Source organism: Bacillus sp. FSL K6-1284, assembly GCF_038002625.1.
Taxonomy (GTDB): Bacteria; Bacillota; Bacilli; order Bacillales; family Bacillaceae; genus Bacillus; species Bacillus paralicheniformis.
The window spans coordinates 3,851,156-3,876,673 of record NZ_JBBOCW010000001.1 but is presented as its reverse complement, the minus strand read 5'-3'; the positions used below and the strand labels follow the sequence as shown (position 1 = coordinate 3,876,673).

Below are 25,518 nucleotides of genomic sequence, written 5' to 3'. Positions count from 1 at the left end.
ATGAAGAGGGATGATACGGAAAAACGCGCAAAGGTGAAAGTCATTCAGTTTGATCAACATCAACATGCTTTAACCGAATTAGAACAACACTGTGAAACTTTTGCTGATGTCGGCGGATTAGAAGATATTAAAAAGAAAATCAACATGGACTTTATTTTGCCTTTGCAAAATCCTGAGTATTTTAAAGCGTTTGGAAAAGCGACGGGGGGAAGTCTTCTTCTGTTTGGCCCGCCGGGATGCGGCAAAACATTTATCGCGAAAGCGATTGCCGGCGAGATCAAAGCAAACTTTATACACTTGGAGCTTCAAGCGATATTGTCCATGTATGTTGGGCAGAGTGAACATAATCTGCATGATATTTTTGAAAAAGCGCGTGATAACAGTCCTTGCGTTCTTTTTATTGATGAGCTTGATTCGATCGGGGGGAATCGGCAGGGAATGAGCCAGCATCATGACAGGGTGCTGGTCAATCAGTTGCTGATAGAATTAGATGGTTTAGGGACGTTTAATGACGGTGTGTATGTGATCGGTGCAACGAATACACCGTGGTATTTAGATCCTGCCTTACGCCGTCCCGGCAGATTTAATAAGATGGTATTTATGCCGCCTCCATCTGAAGAAGAACGTGTCGACATTTTAAATTTAAAGCTGTCCGGTAAGCCGCATGATCAGATTGATGTACTGAAAATTGCCAAAAAGACTTGCCATTTTTCGGGTGCTGATTTAGAACAATTGGTCAGCGATGCTTTAGATCAGGCGATCGAACGGTCGCTTCAGCAAGGAAAGCTGTCGCCTGTCCATCAGACAGATCTTGAAAGCAGCCTTCAAGGGAGAGTGCCTTCAACGCTTGAATGGTTTTCAACAGCGAAAAACTATGCCATGTTTAGTGATGCGAATAAAGCATATCAATCCGTTCTTGATTATATGAAGAGAAATAAGCTCAAATAGGTGACCTCCGCATTTTAAAGTGTCACTCGGTCAAAAGGAGAATGATAAGTATGAAAAAGCCGTTTCAATTGCCCGAAAAAATGGCCCGATACCGCGGGCAATTTGAACAATCAGCGCGGGATTTTTTGAAGCTGGACACGAGAAAAGGAAAAACAGGCCGATATGAAAGCAAACTGGCCGGAGATCCTTATTTTCCAAAGTCTGAACAGTATCCTGTCGATTCACAGGGAAAGCCGATGAAACTGCTTGCGCAAATTAATTTTTCAGACATGCCCCGCCTTGAGAATTTCCCGGAATCCGGTATTCTGCTTTTTTTTATCTCTGTCAGTGATGATGTTTACGGATTGAATTTTGATGATCCGTGTGAACAGTCGAGTTTTTGCATCAAGTATTTTGAGAATGTCATCGAAAATGAAGACGAGCTTGTCGACGATTTTTCGTTTGTGAAGCTTGAGGATGAGCTGGCCTTTCCGATTGAATGCGAATCCTCACTCACACCTGACACAGGGTCTGAACTTGTCTCTGCGTCCGACTTTCAATTTGAGCGATACGCGGGAAAGGGTGCTTGGACGTTCTTTGAGCAATTCGGCGATCAAGAGGAAACGGTGTTCGAAGAATACAGTGAAATGTACGGCGGCTTCTCCCATAAGATCGGGGGCTACGCAGCCTTTACGCAAGATGATCCGCGGGAAGGCGATTATCCGGATCATACCGTTCTGCTATTGCAAATTGATTCTGATGAGAACATTGACGCGATGTGGGGAGATGTCGGGATTGCCAATTTTTTTATAAGGCCTGATGATTTAAAGAATAAGGACTTTTCAAACGTATTATATAATTGGGACTGTCATTAACACAAAAAACAGCTGTCTATTTCAGACAGCTGTTTTGTTTAACCTGTAATAGCCGAAGCGTTCAGGGTAAATAACTCTTCTAGTTCATGTTCGGAAAGCTCGGTGATCCAATTTTCGCTTTGGATGATTTGATCGTTCAGCGATTGCTTTGATTCGAGCATGTGGTCGATTTTTTCTTCAATTGTGCCAGTGGTGATCAGTTTATGAACGTGGACGAACCGTTTCTGTCCGATTCTGTAGGCGCGGTCTGTCGCCTGATTTTCAACCGCGGGATTCCACCATCTGTCATAGTGGATGACGTGATTGGCGGCCGTCAAATTGAGGCCTGTGCCGCCGGCTTTTAATGATAAGATCAGAATCGGAAATTCCTTGTTCTGAAACTGCTCCACCATTTTGTCCCGTTCTAGCTTGGATAAACTGCCGTTCAGAAACTTGACCGGTTCGCCGAATGATTTCTCGAGCAGGCGTTTCATCATATCTCCCATCCCGAGATATTGGGTGAAAATCAGGCAGCTTTCATCGCTTTCGCGAATCGTCTTCGTCAGTTCCAACAGTTTTTCGAGCTTGACTGACCTTCCGTTAAGGAGCTCGCTCCCGGTCTCTTTTAAGTAAAGGGCAGGATGGCCGCAGATTTGTTTGAGCTTGCCGAGCATGCTTAAGATGAGAGCTTTACGCTGCATTCCGGCGAGGCTTGACATATGTTCAAACGTATCTTTGACAAGCTGTTCATATAGTGAGGCCTGTTCTGCCGAGAGCGGGATGAACTCTTTTTCTTCCTGTTTTTCAGGCAGGTTAAGCGCGACTTCCTTGTCCTGCTTTGTCCGCCTTAATAAAAACGGTTTGATCAGCTGCTGGAGCTGTTCGATACGTTTTTCGTCGCGGTCTTTTTCAATCGGCAGGACAAATCGCTTATGGAAGCTGCCAAGGCTTCCGAGATAGCCTTTGTTCATGAAATCGTAGATCGACCACAGCTCCGTCAGGCGATTTTCCATCGGAGTCCCGCTGAGCGCGATATGATGCATGCCTTTCAGCTTTCTGATTGAGCGGGATTGTTTCGTGTGCGCATTTTTAATATTCTGGGCTTCGTCAAGGCAGATGCAGTTCCAGGCGACGCTGCTGAGATCGTCAAAGTCGGATTGGGCGAGGCCGTATGACGTCAAGACGATATCTGCATCTTTGTAACATTCCTGAAACGCTTCACCTTTAGGGCGTTTTGGCCCGTAATGGAGCGCCGCCGTCAGGTCGGGCGCGAAGGTCTCAAGTTCGCGCTGCCAGTTCCCGAGGACGGAAGTCGGCGCAATGATGAGAGATGGCGTTTGTTGTCCCTGTTCTTTTAAATAGGCGAAATAGGCGATCATCTGGATGGTTTTTCCAAGACCCATATCGTCTGCCAGGCATGCACCGAAGCCGCAGTTTCTGAGAAAGATCAGCCAGTTCAAACCGTCTTCCTGATAAGCCCTGAGCGTTCCGTCAAAAAATTTGCTGACCGGGTATGACGGGAGATCATCGCGCTGGCTCAGCTTTTTGATCATGTTTTTCAGCTGATAGGACAGTTCAAACCGCACCTCGCTGAATGCGGAAGCATCGAACAGATCATCATCCTCGCGGGTTTCGCTCCGCTCCGTCAGCTCGCGCGCCAGGATGTCAGACATATGAAGACCCTCTGTTTCTGCTCGCTCCATCAGCTTTTTCATTTGTTTGATAAAATTCGGATCGATTTTAATCCACTGCCCGCGTATGTTGACAAGCCGTCTTTTATTGGCGACAAGCTGCTCGAATTCTTCTTCTGTGAGTTCGATTCCGTTCGTAGCAAAACGCCAGTTGAAGTCCATCAATGCATTCATTCCGACAAAGGACTCGCCGCGGGGAGCCGATGACACTTTCGCTTTCAGCAGCATGTTGCTGTCTCTGACGATTTGCCACCATGACGGCAGCAAAATTTCAATCCCCATGCTGACAAGAGTTTCACTTGCTTCGGATAGGAAGATCCATGCTTCCTCTTCCGTTAAAAGCGTCGTTCCCGAGTCGATCGTTAGCCACGGCACGATTTGGCGGAATCTGTCTTGTTCCCGGGCGATTTTATCAGCGTATGCCTGCCACGATTTTTTCAGCCTGTTCAAGCCTTCAAAGAACTGAATGGCTCCGCTTTTTTTGTCGCGCAAAAACAGTTCGATTTTCCAATCGTCTCCGTCAAAGTCAGGTTCATTTAAGCGGAGTCCGACAGTAAACGGCACAGGGTTTTCATGCCAGCCGATCGTTTCAAGAAAATCGTCTTCATCAAGAAAGTGGCCCTGAAATGTGGTGACGGCGGGAGAATGTGCGACAATCGATTCCCATTTTGCTTTTAACTCGTCATTGTAGTTGATGTAGTCTTCGACAGCGTGTGAAAACCATTCAGCTGTATAGCCTTCCAAAATCCCTTCTTTATCTTTCCAACGCAGCACCTCTTGCTTCCATGCTTCATAGTCGGGAAGAAAATCTTCATCTGCGATAAACTCATAAATGGTGGAAGCCGTTTTCATCAAAGGTTCGGTTTCCTCGGTGAGATTGATGTCGCTGTACGAATTAAATGAGTTTTTGCCGAGAAATTCGACCGCCATCCACGGAGACAGCAGAACCGCTGGAGTCTCTAAACCGGCATCTTCGAGAAACGTTCCGTAAAAAGACGATTCGTGCCACTGAAACAAATACCTTTCCATTTCATTCCGCGTAAGAAACTGATGATCCTCGTCATGACAAGATAAAATGAATGTATAGTCTTCTGATTGTTCGACATGTATCACGATTTCCTTAAGACTCGCCATCGATCAACTTTCCTTTCTTAAGTTCCTCCTGGAAGGCTCTCAGCCGTTTATAGCGAGCTGAAAACTGCTCCATAAACCGGTTCCAGACATCCTGTTTTTTCGATTTCTTATAGAGGGTGCGCAGCTTTTTTAATTGTTTGACGGCTTCTTTGTAGCTTGAGCGGTTTTTTTGTTCAACCAGCCCGGAAATTTCTCTGTGATAGGAAGGAATCAAAGCTTCAGGGGCTGCTGCTGCGATATCTTTCAAGGCGTTCTGTCCGATCTCAGAGATAGAAAAACCGACAAGGCTGTGGATCTCCATCCACTCCGTAAAGCGGTTTTTGTTATATAAAAAATGGCTGTATTCAGTAAACGTATAAGGAAGGCACTTTTTGCAGTACCGTTCATATACATGCTCTTCTTTTGCGTTTTTGCTGTAATCGCTCAGAAACAGGAAGAATTCGCTTAAAACATCGCGTATTTCCCGGTACGGTTTATCCAGTCTGCAGAAGCCGGATGCAAGCTGTTCAAGGTGTTCGTACCATTTTTTAAGGCGCTTCCAGTCTTTTTTGGCGGTCATGACGCTGAGCCATTGAAATGTATAAGGAAGAATCTCAGGTGAAAACGATCCGGCTTGATCAAGAATCACATCGTCGTTTTTCAGCAGAAATTCAAGATGCAGCCTGCCGAATTGTATTTCAGGCGACGGCTCCAGATCGTTCAGCACATCGAGCTCCCGCTTCAGCCAGTTTGGCCGGGACAGAAGCGCACTCCAGATTTCCCCGAAAATCCGCAGCCTTTCATACTGAAAAATGTCTTTCTTGAGCAGCAGTTCCCGAATCGCGCCGGGGGTTTTTTCTAAAAACGGATCAAGGGAGAACGATAGCGCATATGTTTTCAGTTCATCGATTGAGCTGTAGATCGTGTCCATCAGCTGTTCGATATAAGGATTCAGCGAGTAAAAATCTTTTTCAGGATCAATGCGCCCTTTCTCGACGAGCGAATGCATGGCAAGCCATGTCGCAAGAGCCGCGTGGATTTGGTACATTTTTTTCAGCTCCGGCTCCGCAGGCGTCCGCTTTTTTAAAGCTGAAAAATACCCGTAGTAAAGGTATTGCATCGTTTGCTGGTTTTTAGGCGTATGCTCTTCCCATCGTCTGAACTCCGTTTTGAAAAACGATGTCCATTGATCGAGCGTGTGGCTGTGGGGTTTCATTCCACGCTGAAGCTGTCCGAGAATATCCCTGTTTTCGCGGCGTTTTTGCGCTTCTTTCCAAAACTCCGTAAACGTTCCCAATCGATCATATTGTGCATACAGATATAAATAAACGGCAAGCACATGCCGGCAGATGTTTTGAGCAGGGCAGGAACAGCTGCTTTTTTTAACGTCGGCGAGGTCGATGAAGACCTTCACCGGGACCACATCCTGAACGTAAGCACTGACCGTATGCCCGCTCATCGGCTTGACCCGATAGACGGAATCCTGTCTGTATAAAATAAGGGCTTTTTTCATGAGCTGAATGTTAGCTTCTGTGCACGGCAGTACATGCTTAAACTGTTCAGCTGCATCCATCACAACCGTTTTTGAAATCATGTCTTGAAGCATGTCTATCGCTCCTAACCGAATGGCTTTTAAAAAGTTTCCAATCTCTCTATTATAGCTTAATCAATCCGTCCAAAAAAGATTTTCTCAGGAAAAGGACATAAAAACGGATGGCTGTCGAATAATGTAATAGACTATGGCAAATTGATTCTTTACATCATATAATTTGAAATATAATCAGAAATGTTTTAATTTATGGAATCTGAAAGGAAAAGGATATGGATGACAAGGAATTGAATCAGGAAGAATTTTTGAGAATTCTTATGCATGCGTATGACATTGGTGAAAAATCAAAAGACATAACGACGAAAGAACTTCTTGAAGATCTCATTCTTCATATCAAAAATGGATATACGACGTAAAAGGTGTGCAAACTTCGGTTTGCACACTTTTTCGTTCAGCAAAAAGCGCGCAGGTCCTGCAAAAGTCGATATTTAATACCATATAAAGACGCGATTTCCCCGGTATCTCCCGTTATTTGTCAGGATTCATTTCTTTCGGAAACGAAAGAACCATGTATAATCAAAGGGAGGTGTTTAATTTGCTGAAAATTTAAATAAATACGCGAATCCTAGAGGGAGGCTTTTATGAGAGATCATATCGGCTTTAAAGATGTGTTCATCATTTTGAAAAAAAGATTCGTTCTGATCGCACTGATCACCATTGCGGCCGCTCTGTCCAGCGCTGCCGTCAACTTTTATTGGCTCACACCCGTCTACCAGGCATCCGCCCAAATCCTCATCAACGGCCGTCAAACGTCGAACTTCACCGATATTCAGACCAACCTTGAGCTAATCAACACTTATAACGTGATTATGAAAAGCCCGCTCATCTTAAATAAGGTTAAAGACGAACTAAACCTTCCGGAAACGGCTGAAGACTTGAAGCAAAAAATCATAGTTATCAGCGAAAATGAATCACAGATTGTCAGTATCTCCGCGACTGACAAGGATTATTCCAAGGCGGCGGACATCGCGAACACAGTCGTCGCCGTATTCCAAAGGGACATTGACGGCATTATGGGTGAAAATACCGAAGTCAGCCTTGTTGCGAAAGCAAACCCCGAACATTCGCCTGCTCCCGTCAGCCCGAACAAGAAGTTCAACATCGCTGTTTCTACGGGATTCGGCCTGCTGTTTGGCGCAGGGCTTGCATTTTTACTCGAGCTTTTGAAAAATACCGTTCGAAATGAAGAAGACATCGAAAAAGAGCTGAACGTTCATGTGTTGGGAAATATTCTGTATGTAAAACCGAAAAAAGGACAAGCCCGGAAGCTGGAAAGCTTTATCGGTAAAGACCATACGATCTAAAACGGGAAAACACGGGGAGGCCGCCTATGATCGATATTCATTGCCATATTCTAGCGGACATTGATGATGGGGCAGCATGTATGTATGACAGTATAGAAATGGCTAAACAAGCCGCCCGTCAAGGGATTCATACGATTATCGCCACACCTCACCACCGAAACGGTGTATACGAACACCAAAAAGAGGCCATTCTGGCAGCTGTCTCGAGTTTAAAGACGCGGGTGCAAAAGGAAAACATCCCGGTGCTTATTGCTCCCGGACAGGAAATCCGCCTGTACGGCGAATTGAAGCGTGATCTTGAGCGCGGCAGACTGCTCAGCCTCGCCGGCACAAAGTATTTGCTGATTGAACTTCCTTTCCACCATGTTCCGCGATATGCCGAAAAGCTGTTGTTCGATCTACAGTTAAATGGTTACATTCCGATTATCGCACACCCCGAGCGGAACCTTGAATTGATGGAGAATCCTGATCTGCTGTACCGCCTCGTCAAAAACGGCGCGTGCGCCCAGCTGACATGTTCAAGTCTTACAGGCCGCTTTGGCAGAAGCGTGAAACGGCTCGCCCGCCGCTTTCTTGAAGCGAACCTCGTCCACTTTATCGCATCAGACGCCCACAACCTCACGAGCCGATCTTTCTTTTTTGATGCAGTGGAAAGCGATTACGGCAGCGATTTCTTATACGTGTTTACAAAAAACGCGGGCCTTCTCCTGGAAAACCGGGAGATTCATAAAGAAACACCCCGTCCCGTCAAAAAGAAAAAGCTGATGGGCCTGCTGTGAAAGGTTGTTCACAAAAGCCCGTCAGCCAGAATATCAGCGCCGGTTATGCGGTGCTGATTTTTTATATCATCCGTTAGAAAGCGACCGGACATCCCTCTCTACAACAGCGGAATGACAAGCCCGCCGTAAGCGAAGGCGGCCACGATCAGGAAAGCCGGATGGACGCGGAACTTCGTCAAGGCCGCCAAAGAGATCAGCGCGATGACAAGTGATTGAACCATGCCGATCGACCGGATCGCGTCTCCGCCGATTTCCCATGTCAAAATAAGCATCATCACGGCGATAACCGGCTGAACCGCCAAAGTCATTCCTTTGACGACCGGCGACTGGCGGTAGCGGCCGATCAGCTTGAGCAGCAAAACGAGCGCGATGGCCGAAGGCAGCACAGTTGCGATAAGAGCAATGAAGACACCGGGCCATCCGAGCACGCTGTAGCCGACATAAGCGGCGATTTTTGTCGCGATTGGACCCGGCAGTGCGTTTGCGAGCGCAAGCATGTTTGAAAATTCTTCTTTTGACAGCCAGTGAAAATGCTGAACAACTTCTTCAAAATTAAGCGGAATTGAAGCCGGACCGCCCCCGTAGCCCAATAAATTTGCAATAAAGAAAGCCCAAAATAAATAAAAGATGATCATGAAGCGGACACTCCCTTATCCTTTTCCCGGGCCGCTTTTCTTTTTAATTTAAAGTGGAATGCGCCATACGTTAAAAACAGGATGACAATGATGCCGGGATGGATGGAAAACACCTGAAGACCCAAAAATGCAAGAATAAAGAAAAGCACGCCGGCAAGCAAGCCGAAGCCTTTCAATGCTTTTTGCCCAAATTCGTAAGCCATGATGCCGAGCATGACGGCGATGACAGGGGTAACAGCGCCGATCATGCCGCTTACGATTTTGGAGTGGCTGAGCACATTAACGGCTGCGAACAAGGCGGCCATCGCAACGCACGTCGGCAAGATATGGGCCGCTGTAGCCACGACAGCGCCCGGAACGCCTTTGACTTTATGACCTAAATATGCCGACATTTTTGTAGCGATCGGTCCGGGCAGCGCATTGGCAATCGCCAAAATTTCCCCGAATTCATCATCATCGATCCATTTGAACTTTGAAACGGCTTCATGACGGATCAGCGGGATAACGGACGGTCCGCCGCCAAATCCCAATATCCCCGTTCTTGTCATTGCGATGATCAGTTCCCGGTAAGGGTGCTTCATTTCGCGTTTCCTCCTATTCAGTTAAAGCTTCATTCCCATTCGGCTCTTATATCGTTTAATCAGCATCTGGCAGTCGACACTCACGACGCCTTTCAGAGGGTACAGGCGCTTCGTCAAAAATTCCTCCATCTCCTGATCATTTGCGAAAATGCCGTGCATATGCAGTTTGCTCGGCCCTGTCATATGATAGAGGCTTGTCACGGCGGGCTCTCTTTCTAAAGCAACGGCAACAGCCTCTAAATATTGGGGTTCGACTTCAACATTGAAAAACACCGATACATGAATTCCAACTTTGACTGGATTGATGACGGCTGTGAATTTTTCAATGATGCCTTCTTCAATCAAGTTGTTGATCCGCGTTTGTACGGCAACTCTTGAAAGTCCCACGCGCTTTCCTAAATCCGTATAAGAGATTCTTCCTTCCTCATGCAAGATCGAAAGGATTTTTTTATCCGTTTCATCAAGAATTAAATTTGGCATATGGTAGTCGAGGCTCACAAATGTCCCTTCCTTTCTGTTTGGTCATGATCATACGAAATTGCTTGTCAATCGCGTTATAAATGAACATTTTGTAAATTGTATCATAATACGGATTTCGATATGAATCATTTTAACGTTTTTTTAATACTTATTGAAAAAGGGTTGTTAGTTTTTCTTCCCTGAAAGTAGCGCCTCCTTAAACGGGCCACTATACTTCAAAGACAAATGGATGCTTGAAAGAAAGGAAGAGAGCTATGGAGAAACTGAAGATCGGTTCGAAACAAATGGTTGTCAGTCCTCATTATCTCGCTTCGCTTGCAGGGAACAGCATCATGGAGAAGGGAGGAAACGCGTTTGACGCGGCTGTGGCAGTAAGCGCGTGCCTTGCTGTTGTCTATCCGCATATGACAGGACTCGGAGGGGATGCTTTTTGGCTGATGTATCACAAAGGAAGTGGTGAGATCAAAGGATACAATGGCAGCGGGCGGTCGGGGCGGAAAGCGGACCGGAATCAGTATAAAGGAGAGCGTGCCATTCCGGTCAGGGGCATGAGCAGTGCGATTACCGTGCCGGGGATGGCGGACAGCTGGGCCGAAATACTGGCGGCATACGGCCGTTTATCGCTTCGGGAGGTGCTGAAGCCGGCGATCATGTATGCAGAAAAGGGTTTCCCGGTCTCGCCCGATCAATGTCAAAACACGGTGAAAAACGCTGAGTGGCTTTCCGGTATGCCGATCACTGCAGATATTTATCTTCCGGGAGGAAACCCGCCCACTCCAGGTGAGCGCTTTGTGCAAAAAGAGCTCGCGCGCACTTTGGAGATGATCGCTGAGAAAGGAAGAGACGCCTTTTATAAAGGGGAAATTGCCCAAGCTTCAGCAGCCTATCTGCAAAACAACGGAGGCATCTTGACCCTGGAAGATTTCGAGCGGCATCAAGGGGAATGGGTATCTCCGCTTTCCTCTACATACAGAGGATATGCGATCTATCAAATGCCTCCGAATTCACAAGGATTTACCGGTCTTATGGCATTGAATATTTTGGAAAACTACGACTTTGGCATGATCGAGCACGGTTCTTTTGAATATTATCACCTGCTCATCGAAGCATTGAAATTAAGTATTTCCGACAGCAATAAAGTATTGACTGACCCGGCATTTTCCCAAATACCGCTGGAGCGCCTGCTTGACAAAGGGTATGCGCGGGAGCTGGCCGCAAAAATCGGACTGTCGGCTCTTCAGGCGGAGAGCCGGCCGCTCGGCAGTGATACGGCTTATGCTGCAGCAGTAGATGAAGACGGGAATGCTGTTTCGTTTATCCAAAGTTTGTATTTCGAATTCGGCTCAGGTGTGACAGCTGGAGATACCGGCGTCATTTTGCAGAACAGAGGGTCGTTTTTCTCGCTTGATCCTGACCATGTCAATACACTGGAGCCGGGAAAAAGAACTTTTCATACGCTGATGCCCGCCATGGCGTTCAAAGGCGGCAAGCCGAAATTTCTTTACGGAACGCAGGGGGGAGAAGGACAGCCGCAGACACAGACGGCTCTTATCACGAGAATGATAGATTACGGGATGGATCCGCAAACAGCCGTTCATGAACCGAGATGGCTGTGGGGCAGAACATGGGGAGAACGGGTGGAAGGTGTAAGAATAGAAAGCAGGGTGGCGCCCGAAGTGATTGAAAAACTGCGTAAGCATGGGCATCATGTAACCGTTGTCGGCGACTTTGACGGTGTGATGGGTCATGCCGGCATCATCGAGATTGATGATCGAGGTTTCCTGAGAGGAGGAAGCGATCCGAGAAGCGATGGAGCGGCAATCGGCAGTTAACTCCGTTTTCAAAACGCGCAAACGTCAATATGAGAAAAAAACCCGTGAACAAGGAGGATTTGTCCGCGGGTTTTTTTCTATCCGGCTATGAGTATTGATCCGAGATTTCGATGAAATGCTTAAGCGCCGGATTGCGGTTGTCTTTTCGATGTGCGGTAATCCATTCTGCGCGAAGGGGAAAGTCTTCGATTTCTTTGTATACAACATCGAGGTTAAATAATCGTTTAGCCGCTGTAGGCACAACGGCGATTCCCATTCCGGCTGTCACGAGGCCGATCACCATTTGGTATTCTGTAGCTTCCTGGGCGATGTTGGGGATAAACCCGGCTTTTTCACACAAGAAATTAAATTCCGTGTATAAAGAGGGCCACGCTTCTTTGGCAATGACGATCAGCGATTCGTCTTCAAGATCTTTCAAATGTACCCGGGGTTTTTCTGACAGCGGGTGGTGTTTCGGAAGTGCAAGGACACAGTGGCTTTTCTTCACTGTGTATGACTTTAGCTCGTCGTTTCCCAACGGGGGATGCAGCACTCCGATGTCAATGTGTCCGTTTAGCAGTGCATTGACCTGATTGGGGGTTGAAAGCTCCCGAAGATCAATCTGGACGGACGGGTACCGGTTTCGGTATTCTCTGATGATGGGAGGCATGATCTCGTATGTGGCGGAGCCGACAAAGCCGATCACGAGTCTGCCCAGCTCCCCGCGGGCCGTCCGCTGAGCCATGTCGACGGCTTGATCAATCTGGGAAAGTCCTTCCTTGATTTGTTTTAAAAAGACCCCGCCTGCCGCCGTCAGCCTGACGGCTCTTTTTGACCTCTTCAGCAAGGTGACGCCTATTTCACTTTCTAGCTGTTTAATCTGCTGGCTGAGCGGAGGCTGAGTCATGTTCAGCCGAAGAGCTGCTTTTCCGAAATGCAGTTCTTCGGCAACAACCATAAAATAACGAAGATGGCGCAGCTCCATTATTCACTCATTCCTTTCTGAATGCGATTTCAGTCGTTTTACATATTAATTGTAAGACAAAGAAGTATTGGAAAACAATTTCCACAAGATGTATATTTAATAATACAATAATTTTATTAAAAATTCATTGTAAACGAATGAAAATGGAGGAGTGAGGGCTTTGAAAAATGTAGCCGCTAAAAATGAAACTCTTACTGTAAGAGGAGCAGAGCTTGTGGTGGATAGTCTCATTCAGCAAGGTGTCACTCATGTTTTCGGTATTCCGGGAGCGAAAATCGATGCGGTGTATGACGTATTGAAAGACAAGGGGCCTGAACTGATTGTTTGTCGTCACGAGCAGAATGCAGCATTTATGGCGGCGGCAGTCGGACGATTGACTGGAAAGCCCGGTGTTTGCCTGGTGACTTCGGGTCCGGGAGCGTCTAATTTAGCGACCGGTCTTGTAACAGCCAATACAGAAGGAGATCCGGTTGTTGCCCTGGCGGGTGCTGTAAAAAGAGCGGATCGTCTCAAAAGAACTCATCAATCGATGGATAATGCGGCGTTGTTTCAGCCGATTACAAAATATAGCGCAGAAGTGGAAGATGCGAACAACATCCCTGAGGCGGTAACCAATGCATTCAGAGCGGCAGCTTCCGGACAGGCCGGGGCAGCGTTTCTCAGCTTTCCGCAGGACGTTACGGCCGGTCCGGCAACTGCCAAGCCGGTGAAAACCATGCCGGCGCCGAAGCTCGGCGCGGCTCCGGATGAACTAATCAGCGCGGCTATCGCCAAAATACACAATGCGAACCTTCCCGTCGTGCTTGTAGGGATGAAAGGCGGAAGACCTGAAGCGATTGAAGCGGTCCGCCGTCTGCTGAGAAAAGTGAAACTGCCGTTCGTTGAAACATACCAAGCAGCGGGTACGCTGTCTCACGATTTGGAAGACCAGTACTTCGGCCGGATCGGATTATTCCGCAATCAGCCCGGAGATATTTTGTTGGAAAAAGCGGATCTCGTTTTGACAGTCGGCTATGATCCGATTGAATACGACCCCGTCTTTTGGAACGGAAAAGGCGAGCGCAGTGTGATTCATCTTGATGAAATACAAGCCGATATCGATCATGACTATCAGCCTGAAATTGAGCTGATCGGTGATATCGCAGAGACATTAAACCATATTGAACATGATTCTTTGCCGGTTTCCATCGATGAATCATTTGCACCTGTGCTTGATTATTTGAAGAAAGCGCTGGAGGAGCAAAGCGAGCCCCCTAAAGAAACAAAAACGGATCTTGTTCATCCGTTGCAAATCGTTCGCGATTTGCGTGATTTGCTGAGTGATGACATAACAGTGACTTGCGACATCGGCTCCCATGCGATTTGGATGTCGAGATATTTCCGCACATACCGTCCGTATGGACTGCTGACTTCAAACGGCATGCAGACGCTGGGCGTTGCTTTGCCGTGGGCGATCGCAGCAACACTGGTCAATCCGGGACAGAAAGTCGTGTCTGTTTCCGGGGACGGAGGCTTCCTGTTCTCCGCGATGGAGCTTGAGACAGCGGTCAGATTGAAAGCGCCGATCGTTCACATTGTCTGGAATGACAGCACATACGATATGGTTGCGTTCCAGCAGGAGATGAAATACAAGCGGACGTCCGGAGTCGACTTCGGCGGAATCGATATTGTAAAATATGCTGAAAGCTTTGGAGCAAAAGGTTTAAGGGTCAATTCGCCTGACGAATTGGCAGAGGTGCTTAAAGCTGGTCTTGATGCAGAGGGTCCGGTTGTCATTGATATTCCGGTTGATTACAGCGACAACGTTCATTTGGCTGATCAGCGTTTTCCAAAAAACTTTGAGGAACATTTTAGTAAACAAGCCTCTAAGCAATCTTGATCACAGCAAGTCCAGTCATAACAAACAAAATCAAGGGAGTGAAACGAGGAAAATGAAAAGTGCAAGCAAACAAAAAGTGGTTCAGCCCGTTGACAAGAACCTTGACCAGGTCTTTCAGGTCTCAACGATGATATCGTTATTGGACGGAATTTATGACGGGGATTTTTACATGTCTGAAGCAAAGGATCACGGAGACTTCGGAATCGGAACGTTCAATCGGCTCGACGGTGAGCTGATCGGTTTTGACGGTGAGTTTTACCGTCTTCGTTCCGATGGCAAAGCCTATCCTGTTCAAGGAAGCGATTGTTCTCCGTTTTGCTCGCTCGCTTTCTTCCGGCCAGATATTTATCACGAAATCAAGCAGCGGATGCCGCTTAAGGCGTTCGAGGAAGAAATGAAACGGATCATGCCGAGTGAAAACCTGTTTTACGCGATCCGCATGGACGGAATCTTTAAGAAAGTCAAAACGAGAACGGTTGAACTGCAGGAAAAACCGTACGTGCCGATGGTCGATGCGGTAAAATCGCAGCCAATCTTTGATTTTAATGATATTAAAGGGACGATCGTCGGCTTTTGGACGCCGCAATATGCCAACGGAATCGCAGTTTCCGGCTTCCATCTTCACTTTATTGATGAAGACCGCAATGTCGGCGGACACGTTTTCGATTATGAAATCGAAGAATGCACGGTACAAATTTCTCAAAAACTTAATATGAATCTCAGATTGCCGAATACGCAAGATTTCTTTAAAGCGGATCTCAATAAACATGATCTTGCAGCCGGAATTGAAGCGGCCGAAGGCAATCCCGAGTAAATGAAAAAGCCCCCTCTTTAAAAAGGGGGCTTTTTCTTCTTTAAAAATTCGGTTGCGAAAAAGTCCGGAATCCGGCGGGCCGTTTAGCTTATGCTTTCATTCCGGCAATCAAAACCGCTTTCAGACAAAAAGACACCGGATGCCCGTTTTCATCGTGGACGATGTTAAACATGTCACGGCAAGACTGGGACGGTTCTGACAAATGGGCATGGATGGCTGCCTTTCTTTGTTCGGGCACGGCGCCTCTTCGAAGCCAGCTCTCGTAATCGATCGGAAGATTCCATCTCTCCAGGACGGCAAAATCGAGTCCGTTCTCTTCAAACAGCTTCTGCCATTCGTTCTCTGAATATTCCCTTACGTGTGACGGGTCTCTCAATTGATTGAGCCGATTTATAAATCGGTCTAAAGCTTCGTCCTCCGGCGCACAATGATCGATGAGGAGAAAGGAGCCGCCTTTTTTCAAGACGCGCGCTATTTCCTGGATGGACCGGCTGATCTCCGGAAAATGGTGGGCTGCATACCGGCATGTGACAATATCAAAAGACTCGCTTGCAAAATCCAATTGTGCTGCATCGCCTTGAAGAAAAACCACATTTTCAGCATTTTTCTGTTCGGCAAATTGAGCGGCGGTTTGAACCATTTTTTCTGTAATATCGATTCCTGTGCAATGTTTGACAAAAGGCGAAAAGGCAATGGCCGTATGTCCCGCTCCGGTTCCGATATCAAGCAGGGTTTCACCGCCGGTCAGATTTCGGCAGCTGACCATGGCATCAAGATCTTTTCCCGATGAGAACAGCGGCTCATCGCGATATTGCTCCGGGTTTTTTGAAAATTGCCGTTGCGCGCTAGTTTTCATTTGTATCATCCTCCTATCGGTTATGTATTTATATTAGGGGAGTCGACAGCCATCAGTCTAAGATATAAAATGTATGAAAATGATAGGCGGAAACTATGGGGGTGCGGGAATTGGATATGAGGCTTTTTGAATACGCGGCAGAGATTTTCAAAAAAGGCAGTTTTACAAAGGCGGCTGCCAGCCTGCATATCGCTCAGCCTTCACTGAGCCAGCAAATAAAAAAGCTGGAAAGCGAGCTTGGCTTTCCGCTGTTTTACAGAAACAGAGAGGGGGTCTCGCCGACTCCTCAAGGGATGCGCTTCATCCGAAAAGCACAGGATATTTTGCGGTCAAGAGATGAACTGCTGTGTGAAATGCGCGATCAGCTCGAGGAAATAGGGACGGAATTATCGATCGGCGTTCCCGCTGTCACGGGAGGATATCTTCTTCCGCCGCTCCTGAAAGCCTTTCTGAAAAAGCATCTGAACGTACAGGTTCAGCTGATAGAAGATTCGCCGGCGGCATTGGAAAACATGACGGAAAACGGAGCGGTGGATCTGTCGATTCTCCCTTTGCCGATTGAAAATGACAGGCTCGCGATCCGGCCGATACTGACCGAGCCGCTTTTTTTGGCGATTCCAAATGAAAGGGAGAGCTGGATGACCGGCCAATTGCGGAAGCTCATTGATTCGGTCCGGTCGAATCCCGAAAATTCCCCTCTTGCTTTGAAAACTGTCGAGGATGTGCCGTTTATTTTATTAAAAGAAGGCTACGGCTTCCGTAGAATGGTACTCGATTTATGTGCGGAGGAAGGGTTTCAACCGAAAGTGACCTTCAAAACAAGCAGCATTGAAACCGCCCAATCTCTCGTTGAACACGGAATGGGGGTCACGGTCGTGCCCCGGATGGTCATGCGAAAAGAGTCTGACAGAATCGTCTATGTTCCTTTACAATCCGATCCGTCCCGGACGCTTGTGTTTGCTTATTCGGAAACATGCTATTTGAGCCGGGCGGCAAAAGCGTTTATGGAGATGGCCAAAAAAAATCAGACCTCCATGTATGAAGAGGTCTGATTTTGTCGTTACTTTTTCGTTTCCAGTTTGAGCGGTGCGGGTATCGTTTTTTCAACTTTTTTACCGTTCAAAATATCGCGGGCCGCTTGTACGGCGAGCTTGCCGATCAATTCAGGCTGCTGGGCGATCGTGGCCGACATGTCTCCGGCCTTAACCGCTTTAACCGCATCTTCATTGCCGTCGAAGCCGACGACAAGAATCTCTTTCCCTGAGCTTCTGATCGCTTCAATCGCGCCGAGCGCCATTTCGTCATTATGGGCGAAAACCGCTTGAATATCAGGATTTCCTTGAAGAAGGTTCTCCATGACGTTCAACCCTTTTGTCCGGTCAAAGTCGGCTGTTTGCTTGGCGATCACATTCAGCTGGTCGTCAGCGGTCTTATGAAACCCTGAGCCCCGTTCCCTTGTTGCCGATGCGCCGGGGACGCCTTCAAGTTCAGCCACTTTTGCGCCTTTGCCGAGCTGCTGTACGATAAAGTCTGCTGCCATTTGCCCGCCTTTTACGTTATCTGAAGCGACGAGCGTTTCTACTTTTCCGTTTTCGGCGGAGCGGTCAAGGGTGACGACCGGGATGCCAAGCGAATTGGCCGATTGGACTGCCGTTGAGATGGCGGAGGAGTCGGCCGGATTGATCAATAAAGCGTCAACGCCTTGCTGCAGAAGATCTTCGACATCATTCGTCTGCTTTGCTGAATCATCCTGTGCATCGACGACAATCACTTCAATCCCTTGTTTTTTGGCTTCTTTGACAACTCCGTTTTTTAATGAAACGAAAAACGGGTTTTTCAAAGTCGAGACAGATAAACCGATTTTGATATCCGTTCCTTTTTCTTTATTTGGCTTTGCCCATTCCGGCGGCTCCAGCGAGCAGGCGGACAGAAACAGAAGCGCCAATGCGGTGAAAACCGTTAATGTTTTTTTCATCAGTATAGCCCTCCTTAAGCGGATTTCTTGCGGTCCAGCAGGACTGCGATCAAAATGACGACACCTTTGACGACCATTTGGAAAAAGGAAGAGACGCCAAGTAGGTTCAAGCCGTTGTTCAACGTTCCGATGATCAGAACGCCGATGAGTGTGCCGGCAATTCGTCCTCTTCCTCCGGCAAGGCTTGTACCGCCTAATACAACCGCGGCAATGGCGTCGAGTTCATAGGAAGTGCCTGCCGTCGGCTGGGCTGAGTTTAGCCGTGACGTCAAGATGGCTCCAGCCAACGCGGATAATAGGCCGGCAAGAGAATAAATCATCATTTTGACGCGCGGAACTTTAATGCCCGAGATCAGGGCCGCTTTTTCATTTCCGCCGATTGCATACGTGCGGCGGCCGAAAGGTGTTTTGTGAAGGATCACCCAGAGGATGATAAAGGCGGCCGCCATAGTTATCGCAGGGACGGGGATGCCTAAAAAGTAGCCGCGTCCGAAAAGCTGGAAGCCGTAGTGATTGCCGAGCCCTGTAATCGGATTGCCGTCTGTGTAAACCATCGTCAATCCGCGGAAAATCGTCATTGTCGCAAGTGTTGCGATGAACGGGGCCATTTTGCCCTTCGTGATTAACAGCCCGTTGACCAAGCCGAGCAGGGCTCCGATTAGGCAGCCGATGATGACGGCAAAAACAGGATCGATGCCGCCGGCGATCATGCCGGCGATCAATGCGCTCGACAGCGCCAAAATCGCTCCGACGGAAAGGTCGATGCCGCCGGTCAAAATGACAAAGGTCATGCCGAACGCGATCAGCGCATTAATAGCGACTTGTCTTAACAAGTTTAAAATATTTAACGGTTCTAAAAAGCTCGGGTTTAATACTGATACGATGACGACGAGAATAATCAGGCCGAGAAACGGACCGAGCTTTTGCATTACAGAATCGACATTAAGGCTTTTTTTCACAGCCGGTTGAGTTTTCATGTTACCGCCCTCCTGTAGCGAGTGTCATAATTCGTTCTTGCGTGGCATCATTTCTTGATAGCTCACCGCTTAGCGTTCCTTCATGGATCACAAGGACGCGGTCGCTCATCCCGAGAATCTCGGGCAGCTCTGAAGAGACCATGACGATCGCGACGCCGCGGTCTGTCAGCTCGTTCATCAGCTGATAAATCTCCCTTTTCGCGCCGACATCGACGCCTCGCGTCGGCTCATCCAAAATCAGCACTTTAGGACCGATTCCGATCCATTTGGCGATGACCACTTTTTGCTGGTTCCCTCCTGAAAGGTTTCGCGCGTGGGTTTCCGGCGATTCCGTTTTGATCGTCAGCCGCTTGATCAGAAGGTCGACAAATTCCTGCTCGCTTTTTTTGTCGATCCATCCTTTCGGTGAAAAGCTGGCGAGATTCGGAAGGGCGATATTTTCCCTGATGGACGTGTCGAGCACAAGTCCTTCATCCTTGCGGTTCTCAGTAATAAAACCGATTCCTTTTTCAACGGCGTCGCTCGGTTTTTTGAGCGTCGCTTTTTTGCCTTCGATGAAAATGTCTCCCGAATCAAGCGGATCGAGCCCGAAAACCGCCCTCATCAGCTCGGTGCGCCCGGCACCCATCAGTCCTGAAATCCCGACGATTTCACCGGAGCGGACGGTAAAGCTGATATTTTGGAAGACGCCTTTTTTGGATGCCTGCTTGACTTCGAGAACGACGCGTCCCGGATTTGGCTGTCTTTCAGGATAGCGTTCGGTCAGCTCCCGTCCGACCATCTTTTTCACCACTTCATGAAAGTCGGTGTCGGGAATCCGTTTCGTGTCGACTGTTTTTCCGTCGCGCATCACCGTGATCCGGTCGCAAATCGTGAAGATTTCTTCCATGCGGTGGGATATATAGACGATGGAGACGCCGTTTTTCTTTAATGCTCTAATGACGCCGAACAGTTTTTCAATTTCTCTTTCTGTCAACGCTGCCGTCGGTTCATCCATGATGATCACTTTCGCGTCTGTCATAAGGGCTTTTGCGATTTCGATCATTTGCTGCTGTCCGACAGAACAGTCTCCGGCTTCTTTTTCAAGAGAAATCGAGACTCCAAGTCTTTCAAGCTGCTCTTTTGCTAGCGCTTTCATTTTCTTGTTATTTAAAAATCCAAGTTTGGAAGAAAGCTCTCTGCCGATAAACAAATTTTCCAAAACGGTCATTTCAGGCCAAATGTTCAGCTCCTGATGGATAAAGGCGATGCCGTTCTGTTCGGCTTTTTTTGGATCTGAAAAATACATTTCTTTTCCGTCGATCTCGATCGTTCCGCTGTCCAGCCTGTGAAGTCCAGTCAACAGATTCATGAGTGTCGACTTTCCGGCGCCGTTTTCTCCCATTAAAGCGTGGACTTCACCTTCCTGAAGTTCGAAAGTAACGCCGGACAGCACCTGGTTTTGGCCAAAAGCTTTATAAATGTCCTTCATTTTAATATGCATGGGCTATCCCTTCTTTCCAGATGTAGAATGTAAACATCTAAAAGATCACTCCCGCGTGCAAGATGCAATTTGCATAAGGTGTTGCTTCCCCTGTGCGAATGACCGCTTTTGCATGGCTCGTCGCTTTTTTGAATGCTTCGTGGGGAATATAGTCAATTTTTTGGTTTGAAAATTCCGCTTTTAAAAACGCGGCTTGATCAGGATTGACGCTTTCTATTTCTTCGGCTGCCGTCACTTTTTCGACGGCCATTTCATCAGCGATGAGCTTTGTGACCTCTTGAAATCCGGGCGTACCCAATGTCAGTGCAAGATCGATTTTGGGGACGCCGGGAGGAACGGGCAGGCCGGCATCCGCGATGACGACGGTGTCGGTATGCCCGAGATCGGCCAGTAATTTTGCGATATGGCTGTTTAAAATCCCGTGTTTTTTCATGACAATTCACGCTCCACTTCATCGCGTTTCGGCATGCCGCCTTGCGCGCCGAATTTCAAAACCGAGAGGGAAGCCGCCCGGTTCGCAAAGCGCAAGGCAGATTCGATGCTTTGTCCTTCGGAAAGCGCAACGGCCAACCCCGCATTGAAGGTGTCTCCGGCTCCCGTCGTATCAATCGCATTGACAGGGAATGAAGGAACGACCCTTTCTTCCAGACCATTGTGATAGCGGACCCCGTTTTTTCCTTCTGTGATGAACAGCTTCTCCGGATAGCGCTTTAACGCTTCCTCCCGGGACATGCCCTGAAACAGTACCGAAGCTTCATGCTCGTTTGGTGTGATGTAGGCCGCATGTTCGACCGTTTCCGGGCAAAGCGGACGGGCTGGTGCCGGATTCAGCAGGAGAGGAATGCCGAGTGAGCTGCACAGTCCGCTGACATAATCGATGGTTTCTTCCGGAATCTCCTGCTGAATCAGAACGATGTCTGCCTGTTTAATCGCAGGCAGCGCTTTTTGAACGTATTCAGGTGTGACATGGTCATTTGCCCCCTTGACGACGATAATACTGTTGTCGCCGTCTGCGAGAACGATATGTGCGGTGCCGCTTTCCTGACCTGTAACCGGTTCCACATAGTCTGTCAAAACACCGTTCGCTTGAAAATTGTCGAGGATGGCTTTTCCGTAATGATCATCGCCGACGCAGCCGATCATATGGACCTCTGCACCAAGCCGGGCCGCAGCGACTGCCTGGTTGGCGCCCTTTCCGCCCGGAACCGTTTTAAAAGATTCGCCAAGCACCGTTTCTCCGGCAGCCGGCCGCTTGGGAGATGTCACGACTAAATCCATCGAAGAGCTGCCAATCACGCATATTTTACTCATTGTCATTCCGCCTTTCTTGTCGTTTGTCTTTCAATAAAGGCAACCGGCATCTGCACTGCCGATTGTTCAATATATTCATTTTTCATTAATTTCAGCAGCAGTTTTGCCGCTTCTTTTCCCATTTCATAGGCGGGCTGCCTGATCGTTGATAAAGAGGGGAAAAGCAATTCGCTTTGCGGAATGTCATCAAAGCCGATAATCTGCAGTTCGTCGGGAACTTTGATCTTCCGTTTTAAGGCTTCATGCAAAACGGCTGTCGCCACAATATCATTGCTTGCGATTACGCCGTCTGTTTCCGGATAAGTGGCAAACAGCTCTGCTGCCCGTTTTTGAGCTTCCGGAAATGAAAACGTCTCGGTTTTCATAACATGAAAATCGATATCGGCCCCGCTCAGCATCTCCAGCGCTCCGTTGAAACGGTCTCTTGCAGTCTGAAGGTGGGCCGGTCCTTTAATCAGCGTAATTCGTTTCGCGTTTCTCCTGATCATTTCAGCCGCTGCGATTCTGCCGCCTTCGCGGCTGTCCGCGAATACAGCCGGCGCATTCTCGCCCGTCCGGTCAAGGAAGACGATCGGCATGGACAAGTCTTGATAATTTGGCGCATCCGGATAATTGGTCGCTGAAATGACTCCGACCACATGATTTTGTTTAAACGTCTGCAAATAATCAAGCTCTTTTTCCAAATTTTCATCGCTGTTTCCGAAGATGAGCCGAAAGCCGAGGCGGTGGATTTCATCTTCAACGCCGCGCGCAAGCTGAGGAAAGAACGGGTTTGTGATATCCGGCAGGAGCAGTCCGATCAGTCTGGACTCCCTTTTATAGAGAGACCTGGCTACTTCATTCGGGTGGTAATTCAATTCTTCCATCGCTTTTAACACGCGTGTCCTCGTGTCTTCATGGACGTATCCCGTCTCATTTAATACCCGGGAAACCGTAGCGACAGATACTTTTGCAGCAAGTGCGACGTCTTTAATCGTAGCCAAAAAGACTTCTCCTTTCCATTTGTGTAACCGTTTACATAAAGATTATCATGATCCTTTTAAAATCTCAATAAAAAAAGGCCCGGCACTGAAATTTTTAGCCGGGTTGGGATATAGAGACATATACAGTTGTGTTGAATAGAAAATAACCTTCATTCGGCATAAATTGGCGAATACAGTAACAATGAGAATAGTAAGAAAAATTAAAAATGTTAAAGTTTGATGAATTATCGTTGAAAAAAATTAATGGCTTTTTAAATCTTAGGATTTTAACCTAAAATCTGAAGAAACAAGGTGAATCGAACGGCTCACAAAAAATTTGGATTTGTTAATGAATCCCGCTTTATGCTAATAAAGATTTTCATTTTTTAATAGGTAATCTGATTGTCATAGGACGTATTTGTTTTGAAGAGGGCACATTGGTGACTTTTTAACCTGTTGGAAAAGAGCGAAAATACAAAAATAAAAGGGATATCCCGGTTGACAGCCCATTTCTAGGGGATTTCATCCGGGGGAAAAAGAGACCCTGAATTCATCCTTCAATCTTTCATCAGAAATAGGGAGAAAAGTACAAAAATCATAATGTCGAATTTTGAAAGCGCATACTTAAAACGCTGACAAAAAACTGATAGGAATTAAGAACTTTCGATTGCCAAAAATATCAATAAAAAGATAGGCATTATTGACTCGGACGAGGTGATCTTTGTCACGGAAAATTTCGTCGTCTTCTGTTACATAATGCCGATTGTGATTTCATAGTGAACCTATATACTGATGAATGAATTTACATATCAGATTCCAAGAAGGAGATGTAGACAAACAATGTGGGTAATGCTATTAGCCTGTGTAATCGTTGTTGGGATCGGCATTTATGAAAAAAGGCGCCACCAGCAAAACATCGATGCGCTGCCTGTCCGAGTGAACATCAACGGGATACGCGGAAAGTCCACGGTGACAAGATTAACAACAGGGATATTAATCGAGGCAGGCTACAAAACAGTAGGAAAAACAACCGGGACAGACGCAAGGATGATTTATTGGGACACACCGGAAGAGAAACCGATCAAAAGGAAACCTCAAGGTCCGAATATCGGAGAACAGAAAGAGGTTATGAAAGAAACGGTGGAAAGAGGGGCCAATGCGATTGTCAGTGAGTGTATGGCCGTTAACCCTGATTACCAAATCATCTTTCAGGAAGAATTGCTTCAGGCTAATATCGGCGTGATCGTGAACGTGCTGGAAGATCACATGGATGTGATGGGACCGACTTTGGATGAAATTGCAGAAGCTTTTACAGCAACCATTCCTTATAATGGACATTTAGTTATCACTGATAGTGAGTATACCGATTTCTTTAAGCAGATTGCAAAAGAAAGGAATACAAAAGTCATCGTCGCAGACAATTCTAAAATAACAGATGAATACCTCAGACAGTTTGAGTACATGGTATTCCCTGATAATGCGTCTCTTGCGCTCGGTGTGGCTCAAGCGTTGGGCATTGACGAAGAAACCGCTTTTAAAGGCATGCTGAATGCGCCGCCTGATCCGGGAGCCATGAGAATTCTGCCGCTGATGAACGCCAAAAATCCCGGACATTTCGTCAACGGTTTTGCGGCCAATGACGCAGCTTCCACTTTAAACATATGGAAGCGTGTAAAAGAAATAGGCTATCCTACGGATCAGCCGATCGTCATTATGAACTGCCGCGCCGACAGGGTAGACAGAACACAGCAGTTTGCGGATGATGTCCTTCCTTATATTGAAGCAAGTGAACTTGTGCTGATTGGAGAAACAACAGAGCCGATCGTCAAAGCATATGAAGCAGGCAAAATTCCTGCGGACAAGCTGTTTGATTTTGAGCACAAATCAACGGAAGAAATCATGTTCATGCTGAAAAACAAGCTTGAGGGCCGCGTCATTTACGGAGTCGGAAATATCCACGGAGCAGCGGAGCCTCTCATTGAAAAAATACAAGATTACAAGATTAAGCAGCTCGTTAGCTAGGAGGAAGAAAACACAATGTTTGGATCAGATTTATATATCGCCCTCATTTTAGGAGTCTTACTCAGTTTGATTTTTGCAGAGAAAACGGGAATTGTACCAGCCGGCCTCGTCGTACCGGGTTATTTGGGACTTGTGTTCAATCAGCCGATTTTCATGTTACTCGTTCTTTTTGTCAGTTTGCTGACGTATGTCATCGTGAAATTCGGACTTTCCAAAATTATGATTCTATACGGACGCAGAAAATTCGCAGCGATGTTGATAACGGGAATTCTTTTGAAAATCGGTTTTGATTTTATATATCCGGTGATGCCGTTTGAGATTGCCGAATTCAGGGGAATCGGAATTATTGTGCCGGGGCTGATCGCGAATACCATTCAAAGACAGGGATTAACGATTACGCTTGGAAGTACGCTTTTATTGAGCGGAGCAACATTCGTCATTATGTATGCTTACTATCTAATCTAAAGTTA

The 25,518-nt window shown here is 47.2% G+C and carries 24 protein-coding genes; 11 read left to right on the top strand and 13 right to left on the bottom strand.

Annotated features, from left to right (window positions below; genetic code table 11):
• Both MHB72_RS19820 and MHB72_RS19815 read left to right on the top strand, forming a co-directional pair.
• On the top strand, positions 1-948 hold the full coding sequence (locus MHB72_RS19820; RefSeq protein ID WP_025810669.1) for an ATP-binding protein: 948 nt from the start codon (positions 1-3) through the stop codon (positions 946-948).
• A 50-nt stretch (positions 949-998) separates the two neighbouring features.
• The gene (locus MHB72_RS19815; RefSeq protein ID WP_096748362.1) at positions 999-1,802 is read left to right on the top strand and encodes a YwqG family protein; all 804 of its coding nucleotides are present in this window, start codon (positions 999-1,001) and stop codon (positions 1,800-1,802) included.
• Positions 1,803-1,840: 38 nt separating this feature from the next.
• Here the strand turns inward: MHB72_RS19815 and MHB72_RS19810 are convergent, their stop codons facing one another.
• Positions 1,841-4,606, bottom strand: coding sequence for a DEAD/DEAH box helicase (locus MHB72_RS19810; RefSeq protein ID WP_023857143.1), 2,766 nt, complete (start codon positions 4,604-4,606; stop codon positions 1,841-1,843).
• Complete coding sequence (locus MHB72_RS19805; RefSeq protein ID WP_145645350.1) at positions 4,593-6,191, bottom strand: SWIM zinc finger family protein; 1,599 nt, start codon at positions 6,189-6,191, stop codon at positions 4,593-4,595. The genes MHB72_RS19810 and MHB72_RS19805 overlap by 14 nt, the downstream gene beginning before the upstream one ends.
• Before the next feature lie 215 nt (positions 6,192-6,406).
• On the opposite strand from MHB72_RS19805, the gene MHB72_RS19800 reads away from it, so the two are divergent.
• The 3 genes from MHB72_RS19800 (at position 6,407) to MHB72_RS19790 (ending at position 8,277) form a co-directional block, all read left to right on the top strand.
• Positions 6,407-6,550 carry a hypothetical protein gene (locus MHB72_RS19800; protein WP_020453188.1) on the top strand — a complete coding sequence of 48 codons (144 nt, stop codon included), beginning with the start codon at positions 6,407-6,409 and terminating at the stop codon, positions 6,548-6,550.
• Between the two features lie 225 nt (positions 6,551-6,775).
• On the top strand, positions 6,776-7,498 hold the full coding sequence (locus MHB72_RS19795; protein ID WP_025810672.1) for a YveK family protein: 723 nt from the start codon (positions 6,776-6,778) through the stop codon (positions 7,496-7,498).
• Between the two features lie 26 nt (positions 7,499-7,524).
• On the top strand, positions 7,525-8,277 hold the full coding sequence (locus MHB72_RS19790; protein WP_216919388.1) for a tyrosine-protein phosphatase: 753 nt from the start codon (positions 7,525-7,527) through the stop codon (positions 8,275-8,277).
• Positions 8,278-8,375: 98 nt separating this feature from the next.
• Here MHB72_RS19790 and MHB72_RS19785 read toward each other — a convergent pair whose 3' ends face one another.
• From MHB72_RS19785 to MHB72_RS19775, 3 genes are read right to left on the bottom strand one after another with little or no spacing between them, the layout of a single operon-like run.
• Positions 8,376-8,912, bottom strand: coding sequence for a chromate transporter (locus tag MHB72_RS19785; protein ID WP_020453185.1), 537 nt, complete (start codon positions 8,910-8,912; stop codon positions 8,376-8,378).
• Positions 8,909-9,493, bottom strand: coding sequence for a chromate transporter (locus MHB72_RS19780; protein WP_023857146.1), 585 nt, complete (start codon positions 9,491-9,493; stop codon positions 8,909-8,911). Before MHB72_RS19780 ends, MHB72_RS19785 begins: the two co-directional genes overlap by 4 nt.
• Before the next feature lie 21 nt (positions 9,494-9,514).
• Complete coding sequence (locus tag MHB72_RS19775; protein WP_206761243.1) at positions 9,515-9,973, bottom strand: Lrp/AsnC family transcriptional regulator; 459 nt, start codon at positions 9,971-9,973, stop codon at positions 9,515-9,517.
• Positions 9,974-10,227: 254 nt separating this feature from the next.
• Here MHB72_RS19775 and ggt point away from each other — a divergent pair, with 254 nt between their 5' ends.
• Positions 10,228-11,805, top strand: a complete 1,578-nt coding sequence (gene ggt, locus MHB72_RS19770; RefSeq protein ID WP_075212731.1) for a gamma-glutamyltransferase — start codon at positions 10,228-10,230, stop codon at positions 11,803-11,805.
• A gap of 85 nt (positions 11,806-11,890) precedes the next feature.
• Here the strand turns inward: ggt and alsR are convergent, their stop codons facing one another.
• Complete coding sequence (alsR, locus tag MHB72_RS19765) at positions 11,891-12,769, bottom strand: acetoin biosynthesis transcriptional regulator AlsR (RefSeq protein ID WP_023857148.1); 879 nt, start codon at positions 12,767-12,769, stop codon at positions 11,891-11,893.
• 160 nt (positions 12,770-12,929) lie between these two features.
• Between alsR and alsS the strand changes: the two genes are divergently transcribed.
• Both alsS and budA read left to right on the top strand, forming a co-directional pair.
• Positions 12,930-14,648: an acetolactate synthase AlsS gene (alsS, locus tag MHB72_RS19760; RefSeq protein ID WP_020453180.1), complete on the top strand. Its 1,719-nt coding sequence runs from the start codon at positions 12,930-12,932 to the stop codon at positions 14,646-14,648.
• 52 nt (positions 14,649-14,700) lie between these two features.
• Positions 14,701-15,462, top strand: a complete 762-nt coding sequence (gene budA, locus MHB72_RS19755; RefSeq protein WP_023857150.1) for an acetolactate decarboxylase — start codon at positions 14,701-14,703, stop codon at positions 15,460-15,462.
• Between the two features lie 88 nt (positions 15,463-15,550).
• On the opposite strand, the gene MHB72_RS19750 is transcribed toward budA, so the two are convergent.
• Entirely contained in the window at positions 15,551-16,318 is a 768-nt protein-coding gene (locus tag MHB72_RS19750; RefSeq protein WP_033155066.1) for a class I SAM-dependent methyltransferase, read from the bottom strand.
• A 110-nt stretch (positions 16,319-16,428) separates the two neighbouring features.
• Between MHB72_RS19750 and MHB72_RS19745 the strand changes: the two genes are divergently transcribed.
• Positions 16,429-17,370: a LysR family transcriptional regulator gene (locus MHB72_RS19745; RefSeq protein ID WP_195536939.1), complete on the top strand. Its 942-nt coding sequence runs from the start codon at positions 16,429-16,431 to the stop codon at positions 17,368-17,370.
• 8 nt (positions 17,371-17,378) lie between these two features.
• Here the strand turns inward: MHB72_RS19745 and rbsB are convergent, their stop codons facing one another.
• From rbsB to MHB72_RS19715, 6 genes are read right to left on the bottom strand one after another with little or no spacing between them, the layout of a single operon-like run.
• Positions 17,379-18,293 carry a ribose ABC transporter substrate-binding protein RbsB gene (gene rbsB, locus MHB72_RS19740; protein ID WP_216919390.1) on the bottom strand — a complete coding sequence of 305 codons (915 nt, stop codon included), beginning with the start codon at positions 18,291-18,293 and terminating at the stop codon, positions 17,379-17,381.
• Positions 18,294-18,307: 14 nt separating this feature from the next.
• Positions 18,308-19,270 carry a ribose ABC transporter permease RbsC gene (rbsC, locus tag MHB72_RS19735; RefSeq protein WP_020453175.1) on the bottom strand — a complete coding sequence of 321 codons (963 nt, stop codon included), beginning with the start codon at positions 19,268-19,270 and terminating at the stop codon, positions 18,308-18,310.
• 1 nt (position 19,271) lies between these two features.
• Complete coding sequence (locus tag MHB72_RS19730) at positions 19,272-20,753, bottom strand: sugar ABC transporter ATP-binding protein (protein WP_216919392.1); 1,482 nt, start codon at positions 20,751-20,753, stop codon at positions 19,272-19,274.
• Positions 20,754-20,790: 37 nt separating this feature from the next.
• The gene (gene rbsD, locus MHB72_RS19725; protein WP_023857154.1) at positions 20,791-21,186 is read right to left on the bottom strand and encodes a D-ribose pyranase; all 396 of its coding nucleotides are present in this window, start codon (positions 21,184-21,186) and stop codon (positions 20,791-20,793) included.
• Complete coding sequence (gene rbsK, locus MHB72_RS19720; RefSeq protein ID WP_216919394.1) at positions 21,183-22,064, bottom strand: ribokinase; 882 nt, start codon at positions 22,062-22,064, stop codon at positions 21,183-21,185. Before rbsK ends, rbsD begins: the two co-directional genes overlap by 4 nt.
• Positions 22,065-22,066: 2 nt before the next feature.
• A complete protein-coding gene (locus MHB72_RS19715; RefSeq protein WP_095291496.1) occupies positions 22,067-23,047 on the bottom strand; it encodes a LacI family DNA-binding transcriptional regulator in 981 nt (326 codons plus the stop codon).
• A gap of 819 nt (positions 23,048-23,866) precedes the next feature.
• Here MHB72_RS19715 and pgsB point away from each other — a divergent pair.
• Positions 23,867-25,048: a poly-gamma-glutamate synthase PgsB gene (pgsB, locus tag MHB72_RS19710; RefSeq protein WP_023857157.1), complete on the top strand. Its 1,182-nt coding sequence runs from the start codon at positions 23,867-23,869 to the stop codon at positions 25,046-25,048.
• A 15-nt stretch (positions 25,049-25,063) separates the two neighbouring features.
• Complete coding sequence (pgsC, locus tag MHB72_RS19705; RefSeq protein ID WP_003185831.1) at positions 25,064-25,513, top strand: poly-gamma-glutamate biosynthesis protein PgsC; 450 nt, start codon at positions 25,064-25,066, stop codon at positions 25,511-25,513.
• Positions 25,514-25,518: the final 5 nt, after the last annotated feature.

What these genes read in the sequence shown, in the direction of transcription:
- MHB72_RS19820 (WP_025810669.1), top strand. Translation starts at nt 1, where the DNA reads ATGAAGAGGGATGATACGGAAAAACGCGCAAAGGTGAAAGTCATTCAG.
- MHB72_RS19815 (WP_096748362.1), top strand. Translation starts at nt 999, where the DNA reads ATGAAAAAGCCGTTTCAATTGCCCGAAAAAATGGCCCGATACCGCGGG.
- MHB72_RS19810 (WP_023857143.1), bottom strand. Translation starts at nt 4,606, where the DNA reads ATGGCGAGTCTTAAGGAAATCGTGATACATGTCGAACAATCAGAAGAC.
- MHB72_RS19805 (WP_145645350.1), bottom strand. Translation starts at nt 6,191, where the DNA reads ATGCTTCAAGACATGATTTCAAAAACGGTTGTGATGGATGCAGCTGAA.
- MHB72_RS19800 (WP_020453188.1), top strand. Translation starts at nt 6,407, where the DNA reads ATGGATGACAAGGAATTGAATCAGGAAGAATTTTTGAGAATTCTTATG.
- MHB72_RS19795 (WP_025810672.1), top strand. Translation starts at nt 6,776, where the DNA reads ATGAGAGATCATATCGGCTTTAAAGATGTGTTCATCATTTTGAAAAAA.
- MHB72_RS19790 (WP_216919388.1), top strand. Translation starts at nt 7,525, where the DNA reads ATGATCGATATTCATTGCCATATTCTAGCGGACATTGATGATGGGGCA.
- MHB72_RS19785 (WP_020453185.1), bottom strand. Translation starts at nt 8,912, where the DNA reads ATGATCATCTTTTATTTATTTTGGGCTTTCTTTATTGCAAATTTATTG.
- MHB72_RS19780 (WP_023857146.1), bottom strand. Translation starts at nt 9,493, where the DNA reads ATGAAGCACCCTTACCGGGAACTGATCATCGCAATGACAAGAACGGGG.
- MHB72_RS19775 (WP_206761243.1), bottom strand. Translation starts at nt 9,973, where the DNA reads ATGCCAAATTTAATTCTTGATGAAACGGATAAAAAAATCCTTTCGATC.
- ggt (WP_075212731.1), top strand. Translation starts at nt 10,228, where the DNA reads ATGGAGAAACTGAAGATCGGTTCGAAACAAATGGTTGTCAGTCCTCAT.
- alsR (WP_023857148.1), bottom strand. Translation starts at nt 12,769, where the DNA reads ATGGAGCTGCGCCATCTTCGTTATTTTATGGTTGTTGCCGAAGAACTG.
- budA (WP_023857150.1), top strand. Translation starts at nt 14,701, where the DNA reads ATGAAAAGTGCAAGCAAACAAAAAGTGGTTCAGCCCGTTGACAAGAAC.
- MHB72_RS19750 (WP_033155066.1), bottom strand. Translation starts at nt 16,318, where the DNA reads ATGAAAACTAGCGCGCAACGGCAATTTTCAAAAAACCCGGAGCAATAT.
- rbsB (WP_216919390.1), bottom strand. Translation starts at nt 18,293, where the DNA reads ATGAAAAAAACATTAACGGTTTTCACCGCATTGGCGCTTCTGTTTCTG.
- rbsC (WP_020453175.1), bottom strand. Translation starts at nt 19,270, where the DNA reads ATGAAAACTCAACCGGCTGTGAAAAAAAGCCTTAATGTCGATTCTGTA.
- MHB72_RS19730 (WP_216919392.1), bottom strand. Translation starts at nt 20,753, where the DNA reads ATGCATATTAAAATGAAGGACATTTATAAAGCTTTTGGCCAAAACCAG.
- rbsD (WP_023857154.1), bottom strand. Translation starts at nt 21,186, where the DNA reads ATGAAAAAACACGGGATTTTAAACAGCCATATCGCAAAATTACTGGCC.
- rbsK (WP_216919394.1), bottom strand. Translation starts at nt 22,064, where the DNA reads ATGAGTAAAATATGCGTGATTGGCAGCTCTTCGATGGATTTAGTCGTG.
- pgsB (WP_023857157.1), top strand. Translation starts at nt 23,867, where the DNA reads ATGTGGGTAATGCTATTAGCCTGTGTAATCGTTGTTGGGATCGGCATT.
- pgsC (WP_003185831.1), top strand. Translation starts at nt 25,064, where the DNA reads ATGTTTGGATCAGATTTATATATCGCCCTCATTTTAGGAGTCTTACTC.